This window comes from Candidatus Omnitrophota bacterium (assembly GCA_040755155.1).
GTDB lineage: Bacteria > Hinthialibacterota > Hinthialibacteria > Hinthialibacterales > Hinthialibacteraceae > JBFMBP01.
In genome coordinates this window covers 1-20915 of sequence record JBFMBP010000063.1, presented here as the reverse complement: position 1 = coordinate 20915, position 20915 = coordinate 1, and the positions used below count along the sequence as shown (strand labels likewise).

19 protein-coding genes and 1 pseudogene are annotated in these 20915 nt (G+C 48.6%); 16 read left to right on the top strand and 4 right to left on the bottom strand.

Features of this window, described 5'->3' with window-relative positions; all coding sequences use genetic code 11:
* The coding region (locus AB1656_08235; protein ID MEW6235358.1) for a glycosyl hydrolase family 28 protein at positions 1-859 on the bottom strand (859 nt) is incomplete at its 3' end.
* Between the two features lie 308 nt (positions 860-1167).
* Between AB1656_08235 and AB1656_08230 the strand changes: the two genes are divergently transcribed.
* A complete protein-coding gene (locus AB1656_08230) occupies positions 1168-1317 on the top strand; it encodes an ATP-binding protein (protein MEW6235357.1) in 150 nt (49 codons plus the stop codon).
* A 74-nt stretch (positions 1318-1391) separates the two neighbouring features.
* On the opposite strand, the gene AB1656_08225 is transcribed toward AB1656_08230, so the two are convergent.
* The gene (locus AB1656_08225; protein ID MEW6235356.1) at positions 1392-1505 is read right to left on the bottom strand and encodes a hypothetical protein; all 114 of its coding nucleotides are present in this window, start codon (positions 1503-1505) and stop codon (positions 1392-1394) included.
* Between the two features lie 332 nt (positions 1506-1837).
* Here AB1656_08225 and AB1656_08220 point away from each other — a divergent pair, with 332 nt between their 5' ends.
* The 6 genes from AB1656_08220 to AB1656_08195 all read left to right on the top strand — a co-directional run bounded on the left by AB1656_08220 (position 1838) and on the right by AB1656_08195 (position 9096).
* Positions 1838-3169 carry a hypothetical protein gene (locus tag AB1656_08220; GenBank protein MEW6235355.1) on the top strand — a complete coding sequence of 444 codons (1332 nt, stop codon included), beginning with the start codon at positions 1838-1840 and terminating at the stop codon, positions 3167-3169.
* Positions 3166-3999, top strand: coding sequence for a hypothetical protein (locus AB1656_08215; protein MEW6235354.1), 834 nt, complete (start codon positions 3166-3168; stop codon positions 3997-3999). The genes AB1656_08220 and AB1656_08215 overlap by 4 nt, the downstream gene beginning before the upstream one ends.
* A 128-nt stretch (positions 4000-4127) precedes the next feature.
* A complete protein-coding gene (locus AB1656_08210) occupies positions 4128-5267 on the top strand; it encodes a hypothetical protein (GenBank protein MEW6235353.1) in 1140 nt (379 codons plus the stop codon).
* Position 5268: 1 nt separating this feature from the next.
* Positions 5269-7161, top strand: a complete 1893-nt coding sequence (locus tag AB1656_08205; GenBank protein ID MEW6235352.1) for a DNA translocase FtsK — start codon at positions 5269-5271, stop codon at positions 7159-7161.
* Positions 7162-7297: 136 nt separating this feature from the next.
* Positions 7298-8239: an alpha/beta hydrolase gene (locus AB1656_08200; GenBank protein MEW6235351.1), complete on the top strand. Its 942-nt coding sequence runs from the start codon at positions 7298-7300 to the stop codon at positions 8237-8239.
* Positions 8240-8391: 152 nt separating this feature from the next.
* A complete protein-coding gene (locus AB1656_08195; GenBank protein ID MEW6235350.1) occupies positions 8392-9096 on the top strand; it encodes a DUF2161 family putative PD-(D/E)XK-type phosphodiesterase in 705 nt (234 codons plus the stop codon).
* A gap of 309 nt (positions 9097-9405) precedes the next feature.
* Here the strand turns inward: AB1656_08195 and AB1656_08190 are convergent, their stop codons facing one another.
* Positions 9406-9699, bottom strand: coding sequence for an HU family DNA-binding protein (locus AB1656_08190; protein ID MEW6235349.1), 294 nt, complete (start codon positions 9697-9699; stop codon positions 9406-9408).
* Positions 9700-9856: 157 nt separating this feature from the next.
* Between AB1656_08190 and AB1656_08185 the strand changes: the two genes are divergently transcribed.
* The 8 genes and pseudogenes from AB1656_08185 (at position 9857) to AB1656_08150 (ending at position 19373) form a co-directional block, all read left to right on the top strand.
* Positions 9857-10798 carry a helix-hairpin-helix domain-containing protein gene (locus AB1656_08185; protein MEW6235348.1) on the top strand — a complete coding sequence of 314 codons (942 nt, stop codon included), beginning with the start codon at positions 9857-9859 and terminating at the stop codon, positions 10796-10798.
* Between the two features lie 18 nt (positions 10799-10816).
* Positions 10817-12013: an AAA family ATPase gene (locus AB1656_08180; GenBank protein ID MEW6235347.1), complete on the top strand. Its 1197-nt coding sequence runs from the start codon at positions 10817-10819 to the stop codon at positions 12011-12013.
* Positions 12014-12016: 3 nt separating this feature from the next.
* Complete coding sequence (locus AB1656_08175; protein MEW6235346.1) at positions 12017-12430, top strand: hypothetical protein; 414 nt, start codon at positions 12017-12019, stop codon at positions 12428-12430.
* Between the two features lie 275 nt (positions 12431-12705).
* A pseudogene (locus AB1656_08170) lies at positions 12706-13506 on the top strand (IS4 family transposase).
* Positions 13507-13672: 166 nt separating this feature from the next.
* Complete coding sequence (locus AB1656_08165; protein MEW6235345.1) at positions 13673-15145, top strand: ADP-ribosylglycohydrolase family protein; 1473 nt, start codon at positions 13673-13675, stop codon at positions 15143-15145.
* 109 nt (positions 15146-15254) lie between these two features.
* The gene (locus tag AB1656_08160; protein MEW6235344.1) at positions 15255-17501 is read left to right on the top strand and encodes a DUF5696 domain-containing protein; all 2247 of its coding nucleotides are present in this window, start codon (positions 15255-15257) and stop codon (positions 17499-17501) included.
* Between the two features lie 740 nt (positions 17502-18241).
* Positions 18242-18376, top strand: a complete 135-nt coding sequence (locus AB1656_08155; GenBank protein ID MEW6235343.1) for a hypothetical protein — start codon at positions 18242-18244, stop codon at positions 18374-18376.
* Between the two features lie 52 nt (positions 18377-18428).
* Complete coding sequence (locus tag AB1656_08150; protein ID MEW6235342.1) at positions 18429-19373, top strand: ArdC family protein; 945 nt, start codon at positions 18429-18431, stop codon at positions 19371-19373.
* Here the strand turns inward: AB1656_08150 and AB1656_08145 are convergent.
* The gene (locus AB1656_08145; protein MEW6235341.1) at positions 19279-19659 is read right to left on the bottom strand and encodes an HU family DNA-binding protein; all 381 of its coding nucleotides are present in this window, start codon (positions 19657-19659) and stop codon (positions 19279-19281) included. The two genes, AB1656_08150 and AB1656_08145, sit on opposite strands and share 95 nt — an antisense overlap.
* 246 nt (positions 19660-19905) lie before the next feature.
* Here AB1656_08145 and AB1656_08140 point away from each other — a divergent pair, with 246 nt between their 5' ends.
* Positions 19906-20829 carry a hypothetical protein gene (locus AB1656_08140; protein MEW6235340.1) on the top strand — a complete coding sequence of 308 codons (924 nt, stop codon included), beginning with the start codon at positions 19906-19908 and terminating at the stop codon, positions 20827-20829.
* The last annotated feature ends 86 nt before the right edge of the window (positions 20830-20915 follow it).

Here is a 20915-nt window from a genome sequence, read left to right as displayed (position 1 = left end):
GGCCATAATCCTGCTGGGCGTCGCGGGGAGAGTGGATGGAGAGATTGGAAACGGCGATATCGGTGAAGCCGCCATTGGATTCGGTTCCCATCTTGAAAGCGTTGCAATGGCTGCTGAGGACGCAATTAGTGATGGCGATGTCCTCGCAAGGGCGGCCAGTGGTGCTTTTTAGGCACAGAGCATCATCGTCCGAATCGAACGAGCAATCGGAAATGCGCACGTTGCGGCAGCTGTCAATATCAATGCCGTCATTGTTATAGGTTGAATGATTGACAACCCGGATTCCGCGAACGGTCACATCTTCGCACGCCAGGTAATGCTGCATCCACATGGGCGAATTTTTCAAGAATATATCTTCAATCAAAACATGGCGGCAGGAAATGAAGCGAATAATGTAAGGCCGGTTCTTATATTCCTTCCAGCGAAAAGCAGCGCCCTGGCCGTCGATGGTTCCCCGGCCGGTAATGGCGATATCTTCCAAGTTCTCGCCGTAAATTAAACTTTGTTTCACATAGTTATCCGTGTAGGAGCGAATCTGGGGAATAGTAGTGGCGTAATCCACAATATCCTTGCTTCCCAACAGCGCCGCTCCCGATTGCAGGTGCAGGGTGAGGCGGCTTTTCATAAAAATTGCGCCCGTCAGAAACGATCCCGCCGGGATGAGTACGACTCCACCTCCCGCCTGGGCGGCGTCGTCGATGGCGGATTGGATCGCCTGGGTGTTGAGAGTTTTTCCATCCGCGACCGCTCCATAATCGAGTATGTTGTAAAAAGGTTTTTGGGGGGAATCCGCAAAGGCCAGGACGCTGGTCAGAAATAATCCAGAAAAAATGAGAAAGCGTATGCTCCTATTTGCCATCGTTCGCCTCCTGATTCAGCTATTTTGAGAAAGGCATAAACCGTTTCTATAATACTCTGCAAGTCTTAAAATATCGGTATACCTCCCGCTCTAAGCGGGTATTGACATTGGTTTGGCAGAAATTTGAATAACGATAAACATGAAACTCATCAATTTCAATTATTCAATAGAAGAAAATTCGTTCCTACCGCATTTTATACCCTGCAAAGCATCGGAAATGCTCAGAATTTTGCTCAATTATCCGGGGATGGCAGGAACGGCGATCGATCGGGATGACAAGCAATCGGACTCCCTAGGAATGGAGCGAAGTGTTTGGCCATCCGCTGCTGGCTTTGGCGGCGTTGGACCGCCTGACTCACCATGCGCATCTGATCGAGATTAAAGGATCGAGTTACCGGCAGAAACAACGCCAAGCCCAAAAAGCCGCCAAAGTCAAAAAGCCGGAGGAGGAAAAATAGCCGCCGCGAATTGAGTTGGATTCCAGTTATTTTTGGTTTTCTCGGATGTCTTTCCTCTTTTCCCCGCATACGGCTTATTTCTTCTCTTCGGCGAGATCGCCGCCTTGGGCAACCATAGCGAATTTTATTTGAGCCAGTTTTAAAGCTTGCTCGACGTTCAATTTGCTATACTTGCCGAGAGTAAGCATCTGTTTCTTTCCACCGAAACAACATTAAGATAACGAAACTCTTTGCGTTTTGAGGGGTAATGAGAAGACCGGATACAGGAATTGAGTCATCTCAAATGGCGAAAAACCCATGATCCCCTTTGCCTTGATAGACCGCTTTTATCGCAAGAAGAACTTCAAATATTACACTTTTCGCTATGAAGCCTTCAAAACAACTCCGTTCATCTAATACAATCAACACATTGGGATTTAAGATCATATTATTCCAATGAATAAATGTTCTAGGGCGCAAGGCGATGGGGGAATAAGTCAAATGGCGTCAAGACATCTTATTTCGAAATGAAGCGAAAAACATGAAACAGACCATTATTAACTTTTTCAAGAATCAAAACGTTCCAGAGGGATTCATCCTGAAAGAAATTATAGAGCGATGCGAACTGTCGCCAGAAGTGAAGGACGTCAAAGCGATCTTATCCGAACTCAAGCAAGAAGGTTTCATCGTCTCTGTCAAAACACGATACATACTTGCCCAACACCGCCCTGATCTCTTGCCAAAACCGGAAGCGGCGAAATCGCTCGCGCGGCATCTCTCTGAATTCAAAAAGGATTCTACAAATCATTATCCACCAACGTTAAGTGAATTTTGCCTCTGGCTTCAGAATCGAGCGGCGTTGAAGACATCTGAGATTCAATCCTGGATCGGTAAAAGCGACAAAGAAGCGCTTCTTGTATTCGATCCATCCCGCAACGACCGCGTGCTGCTGCTGAAAACCGATTTATCTCTCATTTTGAACGCCGATCTGGTTGAATCGGTCAGCGTTGAGTTGCTCCGCCAGATCAAAGATAACGAATCGAACCATTATCCTTGTCCGCTGGCTGCGTTTACAAAGCGGCTAATCAACTCTATTCAAGAAAAGGTTCCGGGATTTCCGCTTTCTGCTAAGACGCTGGAACTTTATCTAAAATCACCCTCTCGATTTTGCGTGATTGCCGCTGGGAAAAAGAAATCGGTTCGCCTTCCCGAATACAAGCCTAAAGATCCGCAAGAGTATTTAACCGAAACGTTGATCGATAAATGCGCGAACGACGTTCTTCAAGGTTATGTGAGAACCAACCTATCGAAATACCCCTGCTCGAAAAACGATTTTAAGAAAGCGTTGCTCAAAGAGGTGAACAAACGGATTCCGCATGGAAGCGTTGAAGCAAAGGACCTCGATCGATGCATTCCTCTGCAAAGCCGCGCTTTCCAAATTGTTAAATCAGGGAATACGGAAAAAGTATGTCTGACCGGACATGATCTTCTGATTCAACCTCCCAAAGGCGATGAGCTCAAAAAACTGCTCCTTGAATTGATTGAATTGCGCGCCTCGTTGCTGGCGGGCGCAAGTTTGGTTTCTGCGCCGAACATTGATATCGACGAATGCGAAACGCTGTTTTGGCAAGAGCATAAGCGTTTGGATGAGATCGGTTTCCGCGATCGAGCCGTTCCCATTCCCAAACTTTGGAATGCTTTGAAAAACCGCATGAATCGCGAGCAGTTCGAAGCCGTTCTGCAAACGCTTTCCGACCGTCGCGCGATTCAGTTGGAGCGGCGTACGACGATGGACGGTCTGACGCAGGAAGAAAAAGACGCCTGCTATCGGGTGGACGATATTCTTTTCTACATCGCAAGGAGACTGTCATGAACGATCGCGAACGTTGGCTTCAATGCTTGCGCGATGAAGGATTCAATCCATTCTGTAATGATAAAGTGGGGAATCCTTGGGAAGGAATTGCGGATGTTCCTGCGATTCATGCAAATGTTTCGGATGAAATCGGCCGATTCGTGACACAACTCCAAAACGATCCGGCGCGCAAATCGTTCTCGGCGATCATCTATGGATTCGCTGGAGCGGGAAAATCCCATTTGCTGTCTCGAATCCGCAGCATGTTGGGCGAACGGGTTTATTTCACCTACGTGATGCCGATGGCTGGCAATTACGATTATTGGAAATTCCTTCAGAGGCAAATCGTCGCCAGTTTACTCCGGAGATATCCGCCGAATCCAAAATACTCATATTTGCATTATTTAATCTGTCGCGGGATTGAAAAAACACTGCCCAACAATCTGGCGCTGGACAGCGGTTTCTTTGAGAATTTACAATCAAATCCTATAAACCTGCTTTACTATATCCACCAAGATTCGGAATTCATCAACCGCGCCGTCTCTTCCATCATTGAATTCCTTGAGTCGAATGGCTTTCGAATTGATGAGGGGAATTTGCGAGTCTTGATCGCATTTCTCAATCCTGACCTTCATAATGCGGCGGAAAAATGGCTGCGCTGTTTGGGGCTCGAAAATGAAGAATGCGCTCTATTAGGACTCAGTCAGGATTACGCCAATGAAGATTTCGACGACGGCATGGCCAGACAGTTCATACTCGATTTATTCAGTTGGTCTTCCTTCGACCGCCCCATCGTCTTGTGTTTCGACCAATTGGATTTTTTACCAATCCCGGACAAGAGCAAAAACTAAATAATTACATCCAATTTGTAAACGATATTGTGACGTTTTCAAAGAATGCCCTGTGCGTATCCTGCGTATTAAACGGTACGCTTGAGGAATTAGGAAAACGGATTCTCGATCCAGCGACGAGAAATACGGTGCTTAAGCATTTGTTGCCGTTGCAGCCAATTGAACAAATCCAACAAATTAAAGAGATAATCCATTCTCGACTTAAACGATCCCATGAAAAGTGTGGCATAAACGATGAAATATTTCCTTTCGATATAGACTTTCCTCGCGCTGTTATTGAGACATTAAAATCCAAGAATCTCGAAGTGTATCCTCGATACATCCTTAATGTTTGTACGGAAAATTACGACAAACGTCTAAATGGAGAATCACCAGAGGGAGAAAGTTCACAAGAACCCAGGATGCCCGAAGAAACTGTAGACGACTATCTTAATGATACCTATAGAGGCCGGAAAGACTTTTTCACCAAAGAAAACGCGCAAATCGTCGACGAAGGAATGGAAGAAGAGCAAGTTCGCCGATTGATGCAATGCGTAATCGACCATCAGGAATGTTCACCCATTGTGAATATTGTGGATTGTCGCGCTATTCCCATGAGTCGGAAACCTTGGGATTTCGAATTTCAAACAGAGGATGGACTTCGGTATGCGGTTGAGATTTGCGAACATGGGAATAATGCTTTTTATGCCAGAAAACTGGGCGCTGTATTAAACGCTTGGAGGGCGCAAGGCATTCATTCCGTTTTTTGGATTCGCCGGACAATCAATGATATCCGCCTCGGTCCAGCAGGAAGAGATAGAATTCACGAATTACGGAATCGCGGCGGTTTCGTCTTAACCAACTGGTCGGAAGAGGAATGGAACTCAATCGCCGCATTGATCTGGATGTTGAACGAAGCTGACGGCGGGAACTTCCTTCTCGGGTACGACATGATTTCCATGAAGCAAGTCGAAGCCTGGATAACCCAGAGCGGCATCCTAAAAGATTTGCCCATCATAAATACGCTGCTCTCGAGGAAAGTCAATAACAACATCCCCCCTGCCCCTCCCCCATCATATGAGATTCTGGAAACGATCGTTCACCGATTGGAATCCATTGTTGAGCAACACAGAATCATCGTATTCGATACGGCCTTCGATCTACTCCTTAGAGAACCACGCCTTGATTCAGTTGGCCGCGACCAATGCCTGCAGGCGCTGGGAAAATCCAATCATATTGAATCCAGCACGATGCAAAATACACAAATCCTTTATTGGATAGGTTCCTAACATGCCTTTTGATCTGCGCATAATTGAATTATCCGCCAAAGAAATTGAGGCGATAAAACCCGCCGTGTTTCGTAAAATCGCCGATAGTCTGCCGAAAACGTCTTTCAAGGCGGGAAACGCAATCACTGTTTCGGAACTTATTCAAATCACGCAACCGTACATACACAACCTCCAACCAATCTCTCCCCCTTTCTGGTGGCAGGAAATTCCCGAACCGCCTAAACAATTCGGGCAGCGGCTGCATTCATTGTTGAGCGATTCATTCGAATTATTGCGTAAACAAGAATTCTCTTTTTTTCAAAGTTTCGTTGGACGTTCGCCCGAAGACATCGAAAGCGTTCTATTCCCCTTCTTATACGATCGCCTCGTTCTGCCATTAATCAAAAATAATCGAGAGGAAAAAGCGGTTCAGTTGAATCTGATGGTTGGAATGGCGCTTCAGGAATGGACGAAGCATGTTGGCGCCGTCCTAAGCCATTATCCTTCAAATGAATCGTTCAACGCGAAGCGTTTCTTCATCGCATCCGAATTAAGCGCCAAGGCAAAAATAGAATTCCCCATCAAATCACCGCGAAAAACTGTTCAAGTCATTGGAAAAATCGACGCCTTACTTTTCGATTACGTCAATGAACGCCTATTAATTTATGAATATAAATCAGGCCGGCAAAATAACTATATCGCTCAGATCATTCAATGCATTCTGTATCATGAATTGCTTGTACGATATTGCGGAGCGTCGCTCAATCTCGCCGCGATTCTCGCCGTTTTCTGCCTCATCGATTCCAATGCGACTCCAAGACAACCGGAACGCCATTCGCAGGACGCGGTTCCACCGAAATCGATCGACAAAGAGCAATGTAATAAACCCAAAGAGGAAGCCGACGCGTTGATTCAATCCATCGTCGAGGCATTGAACGGATTCAGCCTCAGCGTTACGGCGAAGGATTACGTGATCGGTCCCCGGTTCATTCAACTCCAAATTGAACCCCGGGGGAAAACCACAGTTAGTCAAATCAAAAGCCGACGAGAAGATCTCTTTGTCAAAATGAATCTCAAAGCGGCGCCATTGATATCATCTAGTCAGGGATGTGTTGCGATCGAAGTCGAACGCGCTCACCCGGACATCGTTTATTTGGATGATTCGAGGTTTAAAGTGTCCATTAATAACCTGATTCAGCGTTGCTGCTTCCCTTTAGGTCTGGATGTTCTCGGTGAGGCTCAATGGATCGATCTTGCGGATTCCAATTGTTGTCATCTCTTGATCGGCGGAACGACGGGATCAGGAAAAAGCGTTTTCATCCAATCCGCCATTTTCTTTCTGCAACAACACTACGATCCCAGCGATGTCCGACTGCTGATCATTGATCCCAAGCGAGTGACCTATAACGCTTTTGAGCACTCCAAGCATTTACTGAACCCCATCATCTGCTCTAGAGAAGAAGCCATTAAAGCGCTGGAATCGTTTGTGGAAGAGATGGATGCCCGCTATTCGAAATTCAAGAACGGCAAGGTAACGGAGATCACTAGTTGGAACGAAAAATATCCGCGTGATCGCATGCCGCGCTGGATTATGATCTTTGATGAATACGCCGATTATATGGCGGATAAAATCTTCAAAGCAACCATTGAAAGCAGCATCGAACGGTTGGGCTTCATGGCCAGGGCTGCGGGAATCCATTTAATCATCGCATTGCAGCGGCCTGATGCAAAAACCGTTTCCAGTCGAATTAAATCAAATCTTCCAGGTCGAATCTCATTTCGCGTGGCGAGTCACACGGAAAGCAAGATAATTTTGGATGAGACTGGGGCGGAAAATCTACTTGGAAAAGGGGATATGTTAGTGAAACTCACATCGAAATTGATGCGCATACAAGCGCCTTTTATCGACATATAAAACTATTTCTCCCACAATTGGCAATCCGGATTAATGGATTTGTATTTAGAGGTTTCAAATTTCTCCACGACTTACGACACGGCATGCTGGCTTGAGAAATATTTTGGAAGGAGATGCTTGGATTATAATGAGGTTTATGAGATTTGCTGTTTGTGTTGTTTCTGCACTTGGCTGTGTAAACGCTCAGGCAAGTGATTGGCAGCCATCTCCAGGACTTACGCAAACGCCGGTATGGCCAGGAACGGTTCCTGATGCCCAGCCTGCCCCCGAGACGGAGACGATTAAGAGTGTAACGGACAAGTTAATTGCGGAGAAGCCATGGCTTTGGGTGGGGAACATCTCGCATCCCACGATGACGGTCTATTCGCCAAAGAGGAAAAACACGGGCGTTGCGATAGTCGTCTTTCCAGGTGGAGGCTATTACGGGCTTGCCATTGATCTGGAAGGCGCCGAGGCGTGTGAATGGCTGGCGTTGAAGGGAGTCACGGGTGTGCTCTTGAAATATCGCGTCCCGGGCTCGGGGCCGCATTGGGACCCACAACGCAGATCCCACGTCGAGCCGAAAGCGCCGATGGCATTGGAAGACACTCAAAGAACGGTGGGGCTAGTACGCTTTCACGCCGCCGAGTGGCATATTAATCCGCACAAGATTGGAGTGCTTGGGTTTTCGGCAGGTGGCCATCTGGCGGCGGCGATAAGCACACATTTTGACAAGCGTTTGTACTCGGCTGTCGATGCGGCGGACAAAGAAAGCTGCCGCCCGGATTTTGCGGTCGCTCTTTATCCGGGACATATGCTGGAGAACACTACGAAAGAGTTTGAGTTGAATCCGAAAATTCCTGTGACTAGTAGTACGCCGCCAACGTTTTTGCTGCAAGCGGAGGATGACCCGGTGGACGATGTAGAGAACTCGCTGGTTTATTATGCTGCTCTGAAGAAAGCTGGGATTCCTGTTGAGATGCATTTATATGCGCAGGGCGGGCATGCGTTTGGGCTGCGGCGTACGGAGTTTCCGATAACGGGATGGCCTCAATTGATGGAGACGTGGCTGGGGACAATCGGGATGGTTTCTGAGTAGGCAGGGCTAGAAACGGCGTGAACGCTTCATCGCATAAAACGAATCAAGGTGTAGGTTCGCATCCTAGATGAATAAGCACAAGCGAAGTCAGTTAACCATGCACTGTAGCGAACGACGCCGGGCCATCACGGTTGCAATCGGCGCGTCTCATTGTGGTCGTCGCCGAGTTTAGGTTATTCGGCATAGATGAAATAAACATGAAGGAATCCGATCTTTATTTGCCCCTTAAGCGGTTTCTGGAATCTCAGAATTATGAAGTAAAGGGAGAGGTCCAGGACTGCGATGTTCTCGCAGTACGCGGCAAGGAAATTCCTGTCATCGTAGAACTCAAACTTTCTCTCAATCTCAATGTAGTCCTTCAGGCCGTTGAAAGGCTATCGCTGACTCCGAAAGTATACATTGGCATCTCTAAACAATGTAAAATTCCAAACAGGCGGCGGAGGCATATTGTTAAACTGCTACGGATGCTTAATCTTGGGCTGTTGGTGATTGATTCAGACCAGGAGACCGGCAAAGTAGATGTCCTTCTCGATCCCGGCGAGTATAGGCCTCGCAAATCGAAGCACCGCCAGGAGCGTCTGCTTTGTGAGTTCATGAAGCGGGTAGGCGACCCGAATCTTGGCGGGACAGAGAAGAGAAAGGGCATTATGACCGTCTATCGACAGCGAGCCTTGGCAATTGCACGGTTACTTCAGAAGCAAGGGCCGACTAAGGCTTCACACGTTGCCCAGATTCTCAGAGAACCAAAGGCCAGGGATATCTTGTACAAAAACGTGTACGGATGGTTTGAGAGGGTGTCACTTGGTATATACGAACTCTCTCCTCGAGGAAAGCAGGAGATTCATCTTTGGCGGTAAGAAGCAGAGGACAAAATCTCCGAAAACCAAGCCTCAGCGATGGCGCCATAGAGCGCCAGATTCTATTGTCTCAAAGACGGTCGTTTTTGAGACGACAAATCTCTTATCCTCAAAATAGCGAAAGTGACGGTTGTTTGTGACTCACAATCCATCTCAAAATCAATATTTCAAAACTTGATGTATAGATCGAGCTATGAGACAATAAAACGATGATGAAATGGAAAAACATGGTATGCCTTGGATGACGAAGCGTTATCTATAGTTTTTATCTCGAGATAATCGATGCGCGTTTGTCAAAGAGGCGTATAGTCATTCACGATTAACGGCATCAATCATATATCTCCCCGCTTTGAATTGAACAATGTTGCGGGCAGGAACTTTTGCTTCTTCTTTGGTTACGGGATTTCTTCCAACTCGGGCGGGCGTCTTTTTGATCTTGAAAATTCCAAAGCCGCGGATTTCAATCCGCCCGTCGCTTGCCAGCAAGTCGATGAATGCTTCAAGAACGCATTCTATAACCCCTCGAAGATGGTTCTTGTCGATCCTCTCGCCTTTTTCGATCATCCACCGGGTAACAATTTCAATGATTTCTTTCTTGGTCACGAACTAGAGCCTCCCCTGTTCCAATACCATATCATTCATAAAAAGAAAATAACATTAAACCGTAAAACGTTTTTTATCCAAAGAAGACGGCTTATGATTTTCCTGTAATGAAACCTAAAATGAACGAGAAAAGAAAATTCTCTATGGGTTTGATTTCATGCTCGCCGAACTGCAAGGGCTGATAGAACGCATCACCTATTTCAACGATGAAACAGGGTATACTGTCGCCCGCGTAAAAGTTTACGGACGGCATGATCTGGACACCGTTGTCGGTACGATGCATGAATTGAATCCAGGCGAGATTATCCAAATGAAAGGGGAATGGAGCACTCACCCCAAATTCGGAGAGCAATTCAAAATCGTCTATTACGAATCGAAAGTCCCCGCTTCCGTAACCGGTATTCAGCGCTATCTGGGATCGGGCTTGATTAAAGGAATCGGGCCGGTCATGGCCAAGCGAATCGTCGCGAAATTCGGCGAGAAGACGCTCGATATGATCGAGCGTGATGCGAACCGCCTGGTTGAAGTGGAAGGCATTGGCAAAAAGCGAGTGGAGATGATCTCCAAAGCTTGGGAAGAGCAAAAGGAAATCCGGCAGGTCATGATTTTTCTCCAATCCCATGGCGTGAGTTCCGCCTATGCAACGAAAATCTTCCGGCAGTACGGCAATGCGTCGATATCAGTAGTGAAAGAGAATCCCTATCGCCTGGCCACGGATATCTTCGGGATCGGTTTTGTCACCGCCGACCGGATCGCCGTAAAACTTGGATTCGCCAAAGATTCAGACCTGCGCGCCCAAGCGGGAATCCTCTATGTGCTTAACCAATTATCCGATGAGGGCCATGTTTATTATCCCTATGAGTTGCTGATGGAAGAATCGGAAAAGATTTGGGAGATTCCCACGGGAATTATTGAAAACGCTCTCCATGTCATCACGTTAGAACGCCGAGTCGTGATCGAAAAATTGAGCGATGGAACCAAGGCCGTTTATCTCGCCAAATTCCATCTTGCGGAGATCAGCATCGCATCGCGGATAAAAGCCCTGCTCGCGCATAAGAAAAGCATCCGGGACATCAAAGCTGATAAGGCGCTGGAGTAGGCGCAAGAGAGATTATCCATCACGCTGGCCGATAAACAAAAAGAGGCGGTTATTTCATCTCTGACCAACAAAATCCTGGTGGTTACTGGAGGGCCGGGGACGGGAAAGACCACCATAATACGATCGATTCTCGCCGTCTTTTCCGCCATGAAAATCAATTTTTTATTAGCCGCTCCCACAGGAAGGGCGGCCAAGCGCATGAGCGAAGCGACCGGCCATGAAGCGAAAACGATTCACCGGCTCTTGGAATACAACCAGCGAAAGGGAGGATTTCAGCGCGGCGAGGAAAATCCATTGGAATGCGATCTGCTCATTGTCGATGAGATGTCCATGGTGGATACGATCCTGATGCATCACCTGCTCAAAGCCATACCGCTTCAGGCCGCGTTTCTTATGGTGGGAGACGTCAATCAATTGCCCTCGGTCGGAGCGGGGAATGTATTGAGAGATATTATCGATTCCGGGGCGGTTCCCGTTGTCGAACTCCACGAAATTTTCCGCCAAGCCAAAGAAAGCACGATTATCGTAAATGCCCACCGAATCAACCAGGGGATTTCTCCCATTCTGAAAAAAGACGATAAAGAGTTGGACGATTTCTATTTCATCCATCAAGAAGATCCGCAAACCGTGATCCAGACCATCATCAAACTGGTTCGGGAGAGAATCCCTCAACGATTTGGATTTAACGCCATTGATGATATTCAAGTAATTACCCCCATGCAAAAAGGCTCGGTTGGCGGCGCCAAGATGAATGCCGAACTGCAGGCCGCTTTGAATAAGTCCAATCAAGAGATCGCTCGTGGAGGCCGCAAATTCCTGGTTGGCGATAAAGTGATGCAAATCAGGAACAACTACGATAAAGAGGTTTTCAATGGGGATATTGGCCGAATCCGGTCGATTGATTCCGAAATGCAAGAGGTCAAGATCGATTTTGACGGCCGGGAAATCGTCTATGATTTTTCCGAACTTGACGAGATAAATTTGGCCTATGCCGTATCAGTGCATAAATCGCAAGGTTCCGAATACCCGGCGGTAGTGATTCCGCTTTTGACGCAACATTATGTGATGCTGCAGCGCAATCTATTATATACGGCGGTCACGCGGGGAAAACAACTAGTGGTTCTGATTGGCGCAAGAAAAGCATTGGCAATTGCTGTGAAGAACGATAAGACGCAGAAGCGTTATTCGTATTTGGAAAATAGGCTGAAAGATTAAATCATGAAAAAGAGACGGCTTCCGAAAACGCGCCAAGAATGGTTGCAAGATATGGCGCTGGCTTATAAAGACGCCAGCGAAGCGAAGGTTTTTGGTGAATTGACGCGGGGATATCCGTTAACGGACGCGGAACTTTTCCATCTCGCTCCTCACGTCTGCATAAAGTTTCGCGGCCTGGACGTGGATCAAGAGCGGCGCAGCGAGATCGTGGAAGGAACCTTGGCCAGTTATGTTGCCACCGAGGATGCGGAGGGGGGAGAGTTTCTCCATAAGTCGCCGCTATTCGCTTTCTGTTTTTGTTATTTAGCCGCTCATTATGTCGCCGATTTGATGGAAGAAGAACTTGTATGCGCCATGATGGATTATTGCTTGGAGAATTTGAATAGATTTGAAAAGTTGATTAGTGATTCAGCCTGAACTTTCTATTACTTTTAATAGCGATTGAGCCAATCCTGTGAAAACACTAATTCTGACCGAGAAGCCCTCTGTGGCTATGGACTTTGCCAAAGCGCTTGGCGTGAAGGGAAAGCATGACGGCTATATAGAGAATCACTACTGTCCCGACGTTGAAAAAGAAAAATGTTATAACGCATTGAATTACAATAGGATATAGTAAGTAATGAGCGTAATCGATTTGAAATCCCAATGGTTTTCCAGCGATAATTCTCTTCCCCTGCGGAAGGAAAATCGATATGAATGCTGGCCAAACCTTGTTCACGCAACTCATGGATTTCTTGCCCAAGCACGAGTTTCGTCGATGCGTCCATCGTTATCGCGGTCATTACAAAGTCAAATCCTTTTCTTGTTACGATCACTATCTCTGTATGGCTTTCGCGCAATTGACTTCACGGGAAAGTCTTCGCGATATCGAAGTCTGTCTGCGTTCCGTTCAAGGCAAACTGTATCGCATGGGGATTCGAAGTCCCATTGCGCGCACGACCTTAGCCAAAGCCAACGAGAATCGGGATTGGCGCATCTACGCCGATTTCGCTCAAGTTCTTATCGCGCAAGCGCGCGCCCTTTACGTCAACGAACCCTTGGGACTCGAACTGGAGCAAACCGTATACGCTTTCGATTCGTCGATGATCGATCTTTGTCTTTCCCTCTTTCCCTGGGCGCGATTTCGCTCGCGCAAAGCGGCTATCAAACTTCACACGTTGGTGGATCTTCGCGGGAACATTCCCGTGTTCATTCGAATCACCGAGGGGAAAATTCACGATGTCAATATCCTCGACGAACTGATTCCCGAAGCGGGTTCCATCTATGCGCTGGATCGTGGATATCTCGATTTCGCCCGTCTCTACCGGCTCCATCGGAAACATGCGATTTTTGTGACTCGCGCCAAACGAAACCTGCAATTTCGTCGTCTCTCTTCCCAGCCAGTTGACAAGTCGCTTGGCGTCCAATGCGATCAGATCATCCGCTTGACGGGCCGCTACGCTTCGCTGGATTATCCCGAACCTCTCCGCCGCATTCGCTATTTCGACGCCAAGAAAAACAAGCGCCTCCATCCCTCTTTCTTTACTTGCTATAAGTTTATGAGTTAACGTAATGACAATGGATGCAGCTCACTCTTTTGGTTGAAAGTAAATAGCGATGATCAACGCACTCATCAATGTTCTGGGAGAGAATTCCAAAACGTATTTCATATTTACGCGAATGATGAACGGTTGCTTTATTTTTCTGATGGTATGGGGCGTAGGCAGCGTTTTTGCCTTCGGCGCATTCGCCGCAAGCGTGGAAATCCCCGCCGAGGTCGTGCAGGACAGAATTCGCGGCGGCCTGCTCGGCCATGTGCTCGGCGACCTCAATGGATTGAAACATGAGATGAAATATATTGCCGAGCCGGGCCAGGTGGAATCCTACACCCCGGATTTGGCCGAGGGGGCCTGGACCGATGATGACACCGACTTCGAATGGGTTTATATCCTCGCCATGCAGGAGCGCAATACTATCTTGCTTCCAGCCCAAGACCTCTCGGCGCTGTGGCGGAAGCATATCAACCGGGCGATTTGGTGCGCGAACCAATACGCCCGCCAACTCATGGACCTTGGCATGGAACCGCCATTGACCGGCTGCATTCCGTTCAATCCCTGGTCCGATTTCAACATTTCCGGCCAGTTCGTGTGCGAATCCTGGGGCCTCATCGCGCCGGGCATGCCGAAAACGGCGGAACGCATCGGATTGAACTACACTCATGTCACTATCAGCGGAGAACCGGCGCAGACGACCCAGTTGTTCGACGCGATGATCGCCGCTGCGTTCCTCATCGGCGATATGGAGGAGATACTCGACGCCGGTTTAGCCGCCGTGGATCCGAAGTGCGTTGTCCATCAGGTTGTCAGCGCTGTTCGCGCCTGGCATAAGCAGAACCCAACCGACTATCGCGCCACCCGCAAACTCATCAAGGAGAAATATACCCATTTCAATGGGGCGACGCGCGACCGTAACGGTTTTGAGTTGAATACGGCATCCGTCATCGGAGCGCTGCTTTACGGCCGGGGCGATTACGTCAAAACTTCGATTGCCGCCTTCAATTTCGGCTGGGACGCCGACAACAACGCAGCCACCGCCGGCGCCATCGTCGGCGTGCGGATGGGGTGGAAGTGGATGATGGCTCAGGGGTGGAATATCGCCGACCTCTATCGCAACACCACTCGAGATTGTATGCCGATGGACGAAACGCTTACCCGTTTCGGCGACCGGCTTATCGCCCTGGCCGAAAAAGTCATCATCGAGCAGGGCGGGAAGATAATCACCCAAAACGGCAAGACATTTTACCAAATCCAGATCGAAGAACCCGAAAACCTCGAACCGCTGCCGGATCCGGTCGAACAGTTCGCCCGGCTTCGCGACAGCATGAAAACCGAGATTGAAGAAGGCGTTGCGCGAGGCGTTAGCGATCGGCAAAGGGCGCGCGCCGCCTATGAGGCTATCTGCCTCGACCTGGCTCAGACGCTTCGCGAGAAATATCCCGAGCCTTGGGCGAAAGCCTTGGAAGCGCTGAATGGATATCCGAAAGTAGTGGGAGTTTTGTTCTTTGAAGCGGATAACGCCAGCGGCGATAAACTCCGTCAGCGCGCCGTCGCCGCCGGATTGAAACAGCCGGAAAAGAGAGTGAAGATATGGTGAGTGATACGAAATTATGTGCATATTTTTGCTTTTCATACGCTCTTACAGTTCCTACGCATCGAATAAATCCTATTCGAGTTCCACTCAATGGATTCAGGGAGAAAAAGCAATGAAATGTTCCTATATCGGACGCTTGGCAGGATTATGGAGATGGTTGGCCGTCATTGTCTTGGTTCTTCTCGTTGGATTCGAAAAGACTTCGCTTTCCGCGCATGAGCTTATTCGCCTGGAGAGTTCATCGGTTTTAGTCAAGATAGATCCAGAAAAAGGCGCCTGGTCGCTCTTGGATAAGAAATCGAATGCGGCATGGCCGTCCGAGGGAACCGCAGAACCCGGATGGTTCAAGGATACAGAATTAGAATTCATCCAGGTTAAACATTCTGCGAAAATGGCGCGCCTTACGAGCCGAAATGACTTCAGTGTTACTTTCAATCTGATCCACTCAGGCCGCACCCTTGAAATTCATTACGACGGCCAAAACCGCGATGAAATTCACGTCATGAAAGACGCGCTTACAGTCGCTGACAGCGAAGACGGAAATATTATCGTACCCTGCCGCGAAGGCCTGTTGATTCCTGCGAATAGTGGAGTGGCCTTTAAAAAGACCTTCGGAACTTCCGAGTATGAAGGTTGTCATATGAACATGCTGGGCTTTCTCAAAAGTGGATCTGCGTTGGTATTGACTTGGGATGGCGCCTACGTTTGGCCGGATATAGAAAGCGTTGTTCAGGAGGGACCAGCGCCCCGGCAGCAGCTCACGACGGAATTGCGACTTCGAGAAACGGCTCGCGTCGTGCGTTTGACGCCGTTGGGCAAAGGGGACTGGAACACGATTGCGGCTGCTTATCGGCGAATAGCCGAACGAAAAGGACTGGCGGTCACTTTACGTGATAAAGTCCGTCGCGATACACACGCGGAACGGCTTGTCGGCGCGGCGAACGTCAAACTGTGGATGTGCCTGGCGCGCAGAATGAACGAGGAGAGCACTAAGGAAGAATCGGTGGAAGTGCATTGGACGTTCGATGAAGCGGCCGACGTGGCGGAACACCTTCGCAACGATCTCGGCATTACCCGCTGCCTGTTTACGCTTGGCGGTTGGACGGAAGGCGGCTATGACGTCCGTCATCCGGATGATCTTCCCGCCAATCCCGAATGCGGCGGCAACGATGCGCTAGCCGGGGCGATCCAACGCGTCCAGAAGTTGGGGTATGTTGCCAGCCTGCATGATAACTATCAGGATATGTATCAAGACGCGAAGAGTTGGAATCCCGCGTATATCGAAAAGCGCGCGGATGGTTCCCTAATCCAGGGCGGACGGTGGATGGGCGGAAGAGCGTATATGGTTTGCGCGCCCAAGCAAGTCGAATTGGCGATGCGGCCTCAAAACCTTCCTTCCATCCATAAGTTATTTGAACCCTGGAGTTATTTCATCGACACCACTTACGCCGTCGGACCGCGCGAGTGCGCCGATCCCAATCATCGGATCGACCGAAATGAGGACATCGCTTGGAAAATTCAGCTCAGCAATAACGCGCGTAAGATTTTCGGGCTCTTCGGCAGTGAATGCGGGAGAGAATGGGCTTTGCCTTGCAGTGATTTTTTCGAGGGATTGGTAGGCGTAGCTGGTAATTATTTCCACCAACTTAAACCGGAAAGCCTCGGCGCCCGAGTGATCCCTTTCTGGGAAATGGTCTATCACGACTGTCAAATCTGTTATGGCAAGTATGGGTATTCCGCCGAAGAATCCGCCGAATATGTGGCTCATCACATTCTCACGGCCCGACCGCTCCATTACCATTCCATCCCCGATCATCTCTATTGGAAAGAAAAATCCATAAATAATGATCCATCGGGAGATCGCGCTTGCTTCACCCGCACGGATAACGGCTGGGCGGAAGGATTCCATCCCACGGACGTCTTTTTGAAAAACACGCATGAAATATTGGGACCGCTGCATCAAGCTACCGCCTATCAACGTTTGATCCATTTGGAATGGCTTACGCCCGACGGCGCGCTTCGTCAGGCTGTATACGGCAAGGGTCGAAAAAGCGCCCGGGTGGCGGTGAATTTTGGCGCCAAGGAAGTGGAGATTCAATCGCAATGGGGAGGAGAAGTTCTATTGCCCCCTTGGGGATTCATTATTGAGAGTCCCGGATATGCGGCTTTTTACGCCAACCGTTGGAACGGCATGAATTATCCAGACGGTTCCCTCTTTACCATCCAAGCGCAAGCTGGAAAAAATCTCCAATCCACCGGATCGGTACGCATCTTTCATGCTTTCGGCGATCCGAAAATTACTTGGAAGAATACAACGTATACAGTTCGCCGGGAGGAAGTGATCCACTCGCCGTCATGACGCTGAACGGGCTGGCTATCTGACCAACGCCCGTATCCAATGGGACTTTATATTTTGACATGAATCCTAGGTTCCATCCATCTTTCATTTAGTTTGCTGGGACGCCCCATCGACTCATGAAAACGCGCCCGGACATTCTCCAGCGGCAATTCCTCAAGAAGGTATTTTCGGAACACGCCCGCCCAACCGGCTTTCAAAAGTTACCGGCGCTTAGTACCAATATGACCCCATTCGTCGAATAAGGTTTCCGTATAATGATCGTCGATTCTGTGCATAATCGTGAGGAAAGATTCTGGAAAGGATTCGCATTTATTGCTGAATATATTATACTTACAATAATATATTTTTCCACCGCACGCCTCTTTTTTTCTGGATTTTTTTTACATTACTTTTTGCCGGTTCGTCATCTCTTATGTCGGATTTTCTCGATTTCATACCCCGCCAGACACCGGAAATGCTCGGAGTTCTGTTCGATTAAATACTCCAACTTGGAATCCATGTCCCGCAACTGCGCGCGAATGCGGTTTAGTACTCGATAGAAGTCTTTACTTTTTCTCCATGGCGGTTGCGAATTCATCGCTTCGGGTTGGGTAGTTTTCTCCATGTCATAGTAGTGACGCGGCTTCTATAAATACTTTTCGGTTTTCCACTTCATTCGATCATTATCATTACCAGGAATCTATTGCGCGGTTCGGTTGTCTTTTCGCTTGAAGACAACCAAACGTCTTCGGAGGGAAAAAATGGAAGAGAAATTCAACTATCCGTCCGAGCGCTTTCGACGCGATCCGGATATGCGGGATGCGGTCTTATTGGAAATGGCGAACGGCGATGAATTCATCGCCGCGATGGAAGCGGAAATCGGGGGGATGATTTGAAACGCCTTCCGCCAACTGGCGTTGGATGGCCAGTTGGCCGGAGGTGAAGAGATTGAGTGAGACAATCCAGGCGGAATCGCAGACCGGCAAGGAGGCGGGTTGTAAGCGAGATTCGTTTATCGACGATGGAAAGCGAATGATCCAAGAGACTCTGGATCGGCTCGGAGAACAATTGGAGCATGGCCTTTCCGGCGAGATGAAGAATTATTTGAAGATTATGGCGAAATTTCCTCGCTATTCGGTCGGAAACCAGCTGTTGATTTTCGCCCAGATGCCCCAGGCCAGTCAGGTAGCAGGATACCGGGCATGGAATCAATTCCATCGGTATATAAAAAAGGGCGAGAAAGGAATTCGGATTTTCGCTCCGTGCGCGTCGCGTAAGCCGAAGAAGGATTTTGAATCGGATTGTTCGGAGGAAGAGTTGAAAGAAGAGTCGGAATTGGTTACTTATTTTCGAGTGGCCCATGTCTTTGATCTCTCGCAAACGTCCGGAGAGGATTTGCCGCAGACCTCAAAAGCCCAGGGCGACGCAGAAAAACTGATTCCCATTCTTGAAAGCCTGATCCGCGACCGAGGGATCGCCCTGGAATACGGAGAAACCGGCAGCGCCTTGGGGCTATCGTATAAGAATGCGATTCGAATCAAACCCGGCATGGATCCAGCGGAAACGTTCTCCACCATGGTTCACGAAGCAACCCACGTTATGCTTCATTTCGAAGGTGATTCGCCGGCTGCCGATAGGAAAACTCAGGAGTTGGAGGCCGATGCAGCGGCTTGCGTAGTTTGCGAACGCTTTGGGATGCAGGCCATAACCGCCAGCGCCGATTACATTCAAACCTGGGATGGGAATAAAAAGGCTTTGATGCAACAGCTGGAACGAATCCGCCAGTGCGCGGCGGCGATTATCCAAGGGATGGAGCAAAGGATGGAGGTTGATTCTCTGGAATCGGCGACGAACTCTCCGGGCTATGGGATTCAAGCCACTTCGGTGAATTGAGCAGTTGCTTTTTGAGGCTTTTCCCTGGCCGAAATACCAGCGCCAACCGCTCGGGAATTTCGATGAGCTGGCGGTTGGCGGGATGCATGATGCGGTGGGATTTGCGGCGTTGCAAATGAAACGAGCCAAATCCCACTAAAAGCACCCGCTCTCCTCTTACCAATCCATCCGAAAGAGCATGGATAATTTTGGCAACTATGCGTTGAGATTTTGCGTGAGTAAGATCGAACTTTTGTTCGAGCACCCGCGCCAGGGCTTTCTTGTCGATGAGTTGTTTTTCAGCCATGTAGGCGGAGAAATGGATCCAGGCTTATAAATGTTTCGCTTTGACGATGGGAAAATCTTTGGAAATCCGATCACTTAAAAAGGAACAACAGGACGTTATTCATACAGTTGGCGGAGACATATTATCGAACGCCGATACCGGCTGCAGTTGATTTTATCTTGATGCCTAATCCATAATGAGTTTCATATTTCGGATGTGCGGATGAAATATGCGCAATCCGTTCATATTACTTGGAGAAATCGATCCATGATCCTGCTTCATGCCGGTTATGTTGAGAATCAGTTTCTGGTTTGGGGTGAAACTCCCTTGGAAATTCCTGGCGATCCAACGCGAAAGAAAAAGAAATCCACTAAAAACTCAAATCGTCTTTCACCCTATGACGCCGGAATGGCTTCCTTGTCCGAGATGGTTTCAAGCATCGATGGGACTCTCGATGCTTCCCAATGGAAGGGACGGAAAATCTTTGCATGGCTGCCAACTTACGAAGACAAACCGGCAGCCTCCAGTCCGTTGATCGATGAAGGACCTTCCAAAAAAACTGGGATGGCATGGAGGTTCTGGCAAGTGACGGCGCTGGAATTAACGCTGGAGAATACCGTCCGATTGCTATGCCGTTGTATAGGCAAAGAATTGTTGTCGCCGGGAATTCTGATCGGTTCCGATTTGGCTTTTTGGGCGGCAGCCTTGCGGTTTGCTGGAAGTTTAGTCGCCCGCCAGCAATATCTTCCGGATTTGATTCAGTACCGGGAAACCTATTGCAGCGCTTGGAAACCGGTTATCCAATCGGACGATCGAGAAACCCTATCCAAACTCGCGCGAGCTATGCCTGCGGTTTGTCGAGCGTATTCCCTGGATGGAAACCAGGAACCGTCTGGCCATCCTCTCCCCCTCCTGACCGGCTTTATTGAAATCCTGGTTGATTATCTGGCGCGATCCGGCGGTTCGGAAAAATTGGCGCCCGCTCCTGAAAAAAAGAGCGCCAAAACCAGAAAAACCTCATTCGACAGCCTTCACGATCAATGGATATACGCCCTGCGTTCGCGGGATGGAATTTTGCGCGGGGAGGAAGCCGAATTACAGTGTTTCTTCCAACAGGTTCAAGAATGGCGGAGGTCTATTACTCTCTCTGCTGATCAGCGACAATTAAAATTCCCTCCTGACGACAATTAAAATTCCCGGTTTGAAGAGACGAGATAAAGTGATCCCAATCTCGAAGAAGGAGGTTGGAATGGTCACGGATGAACAGGTGAGGTTAC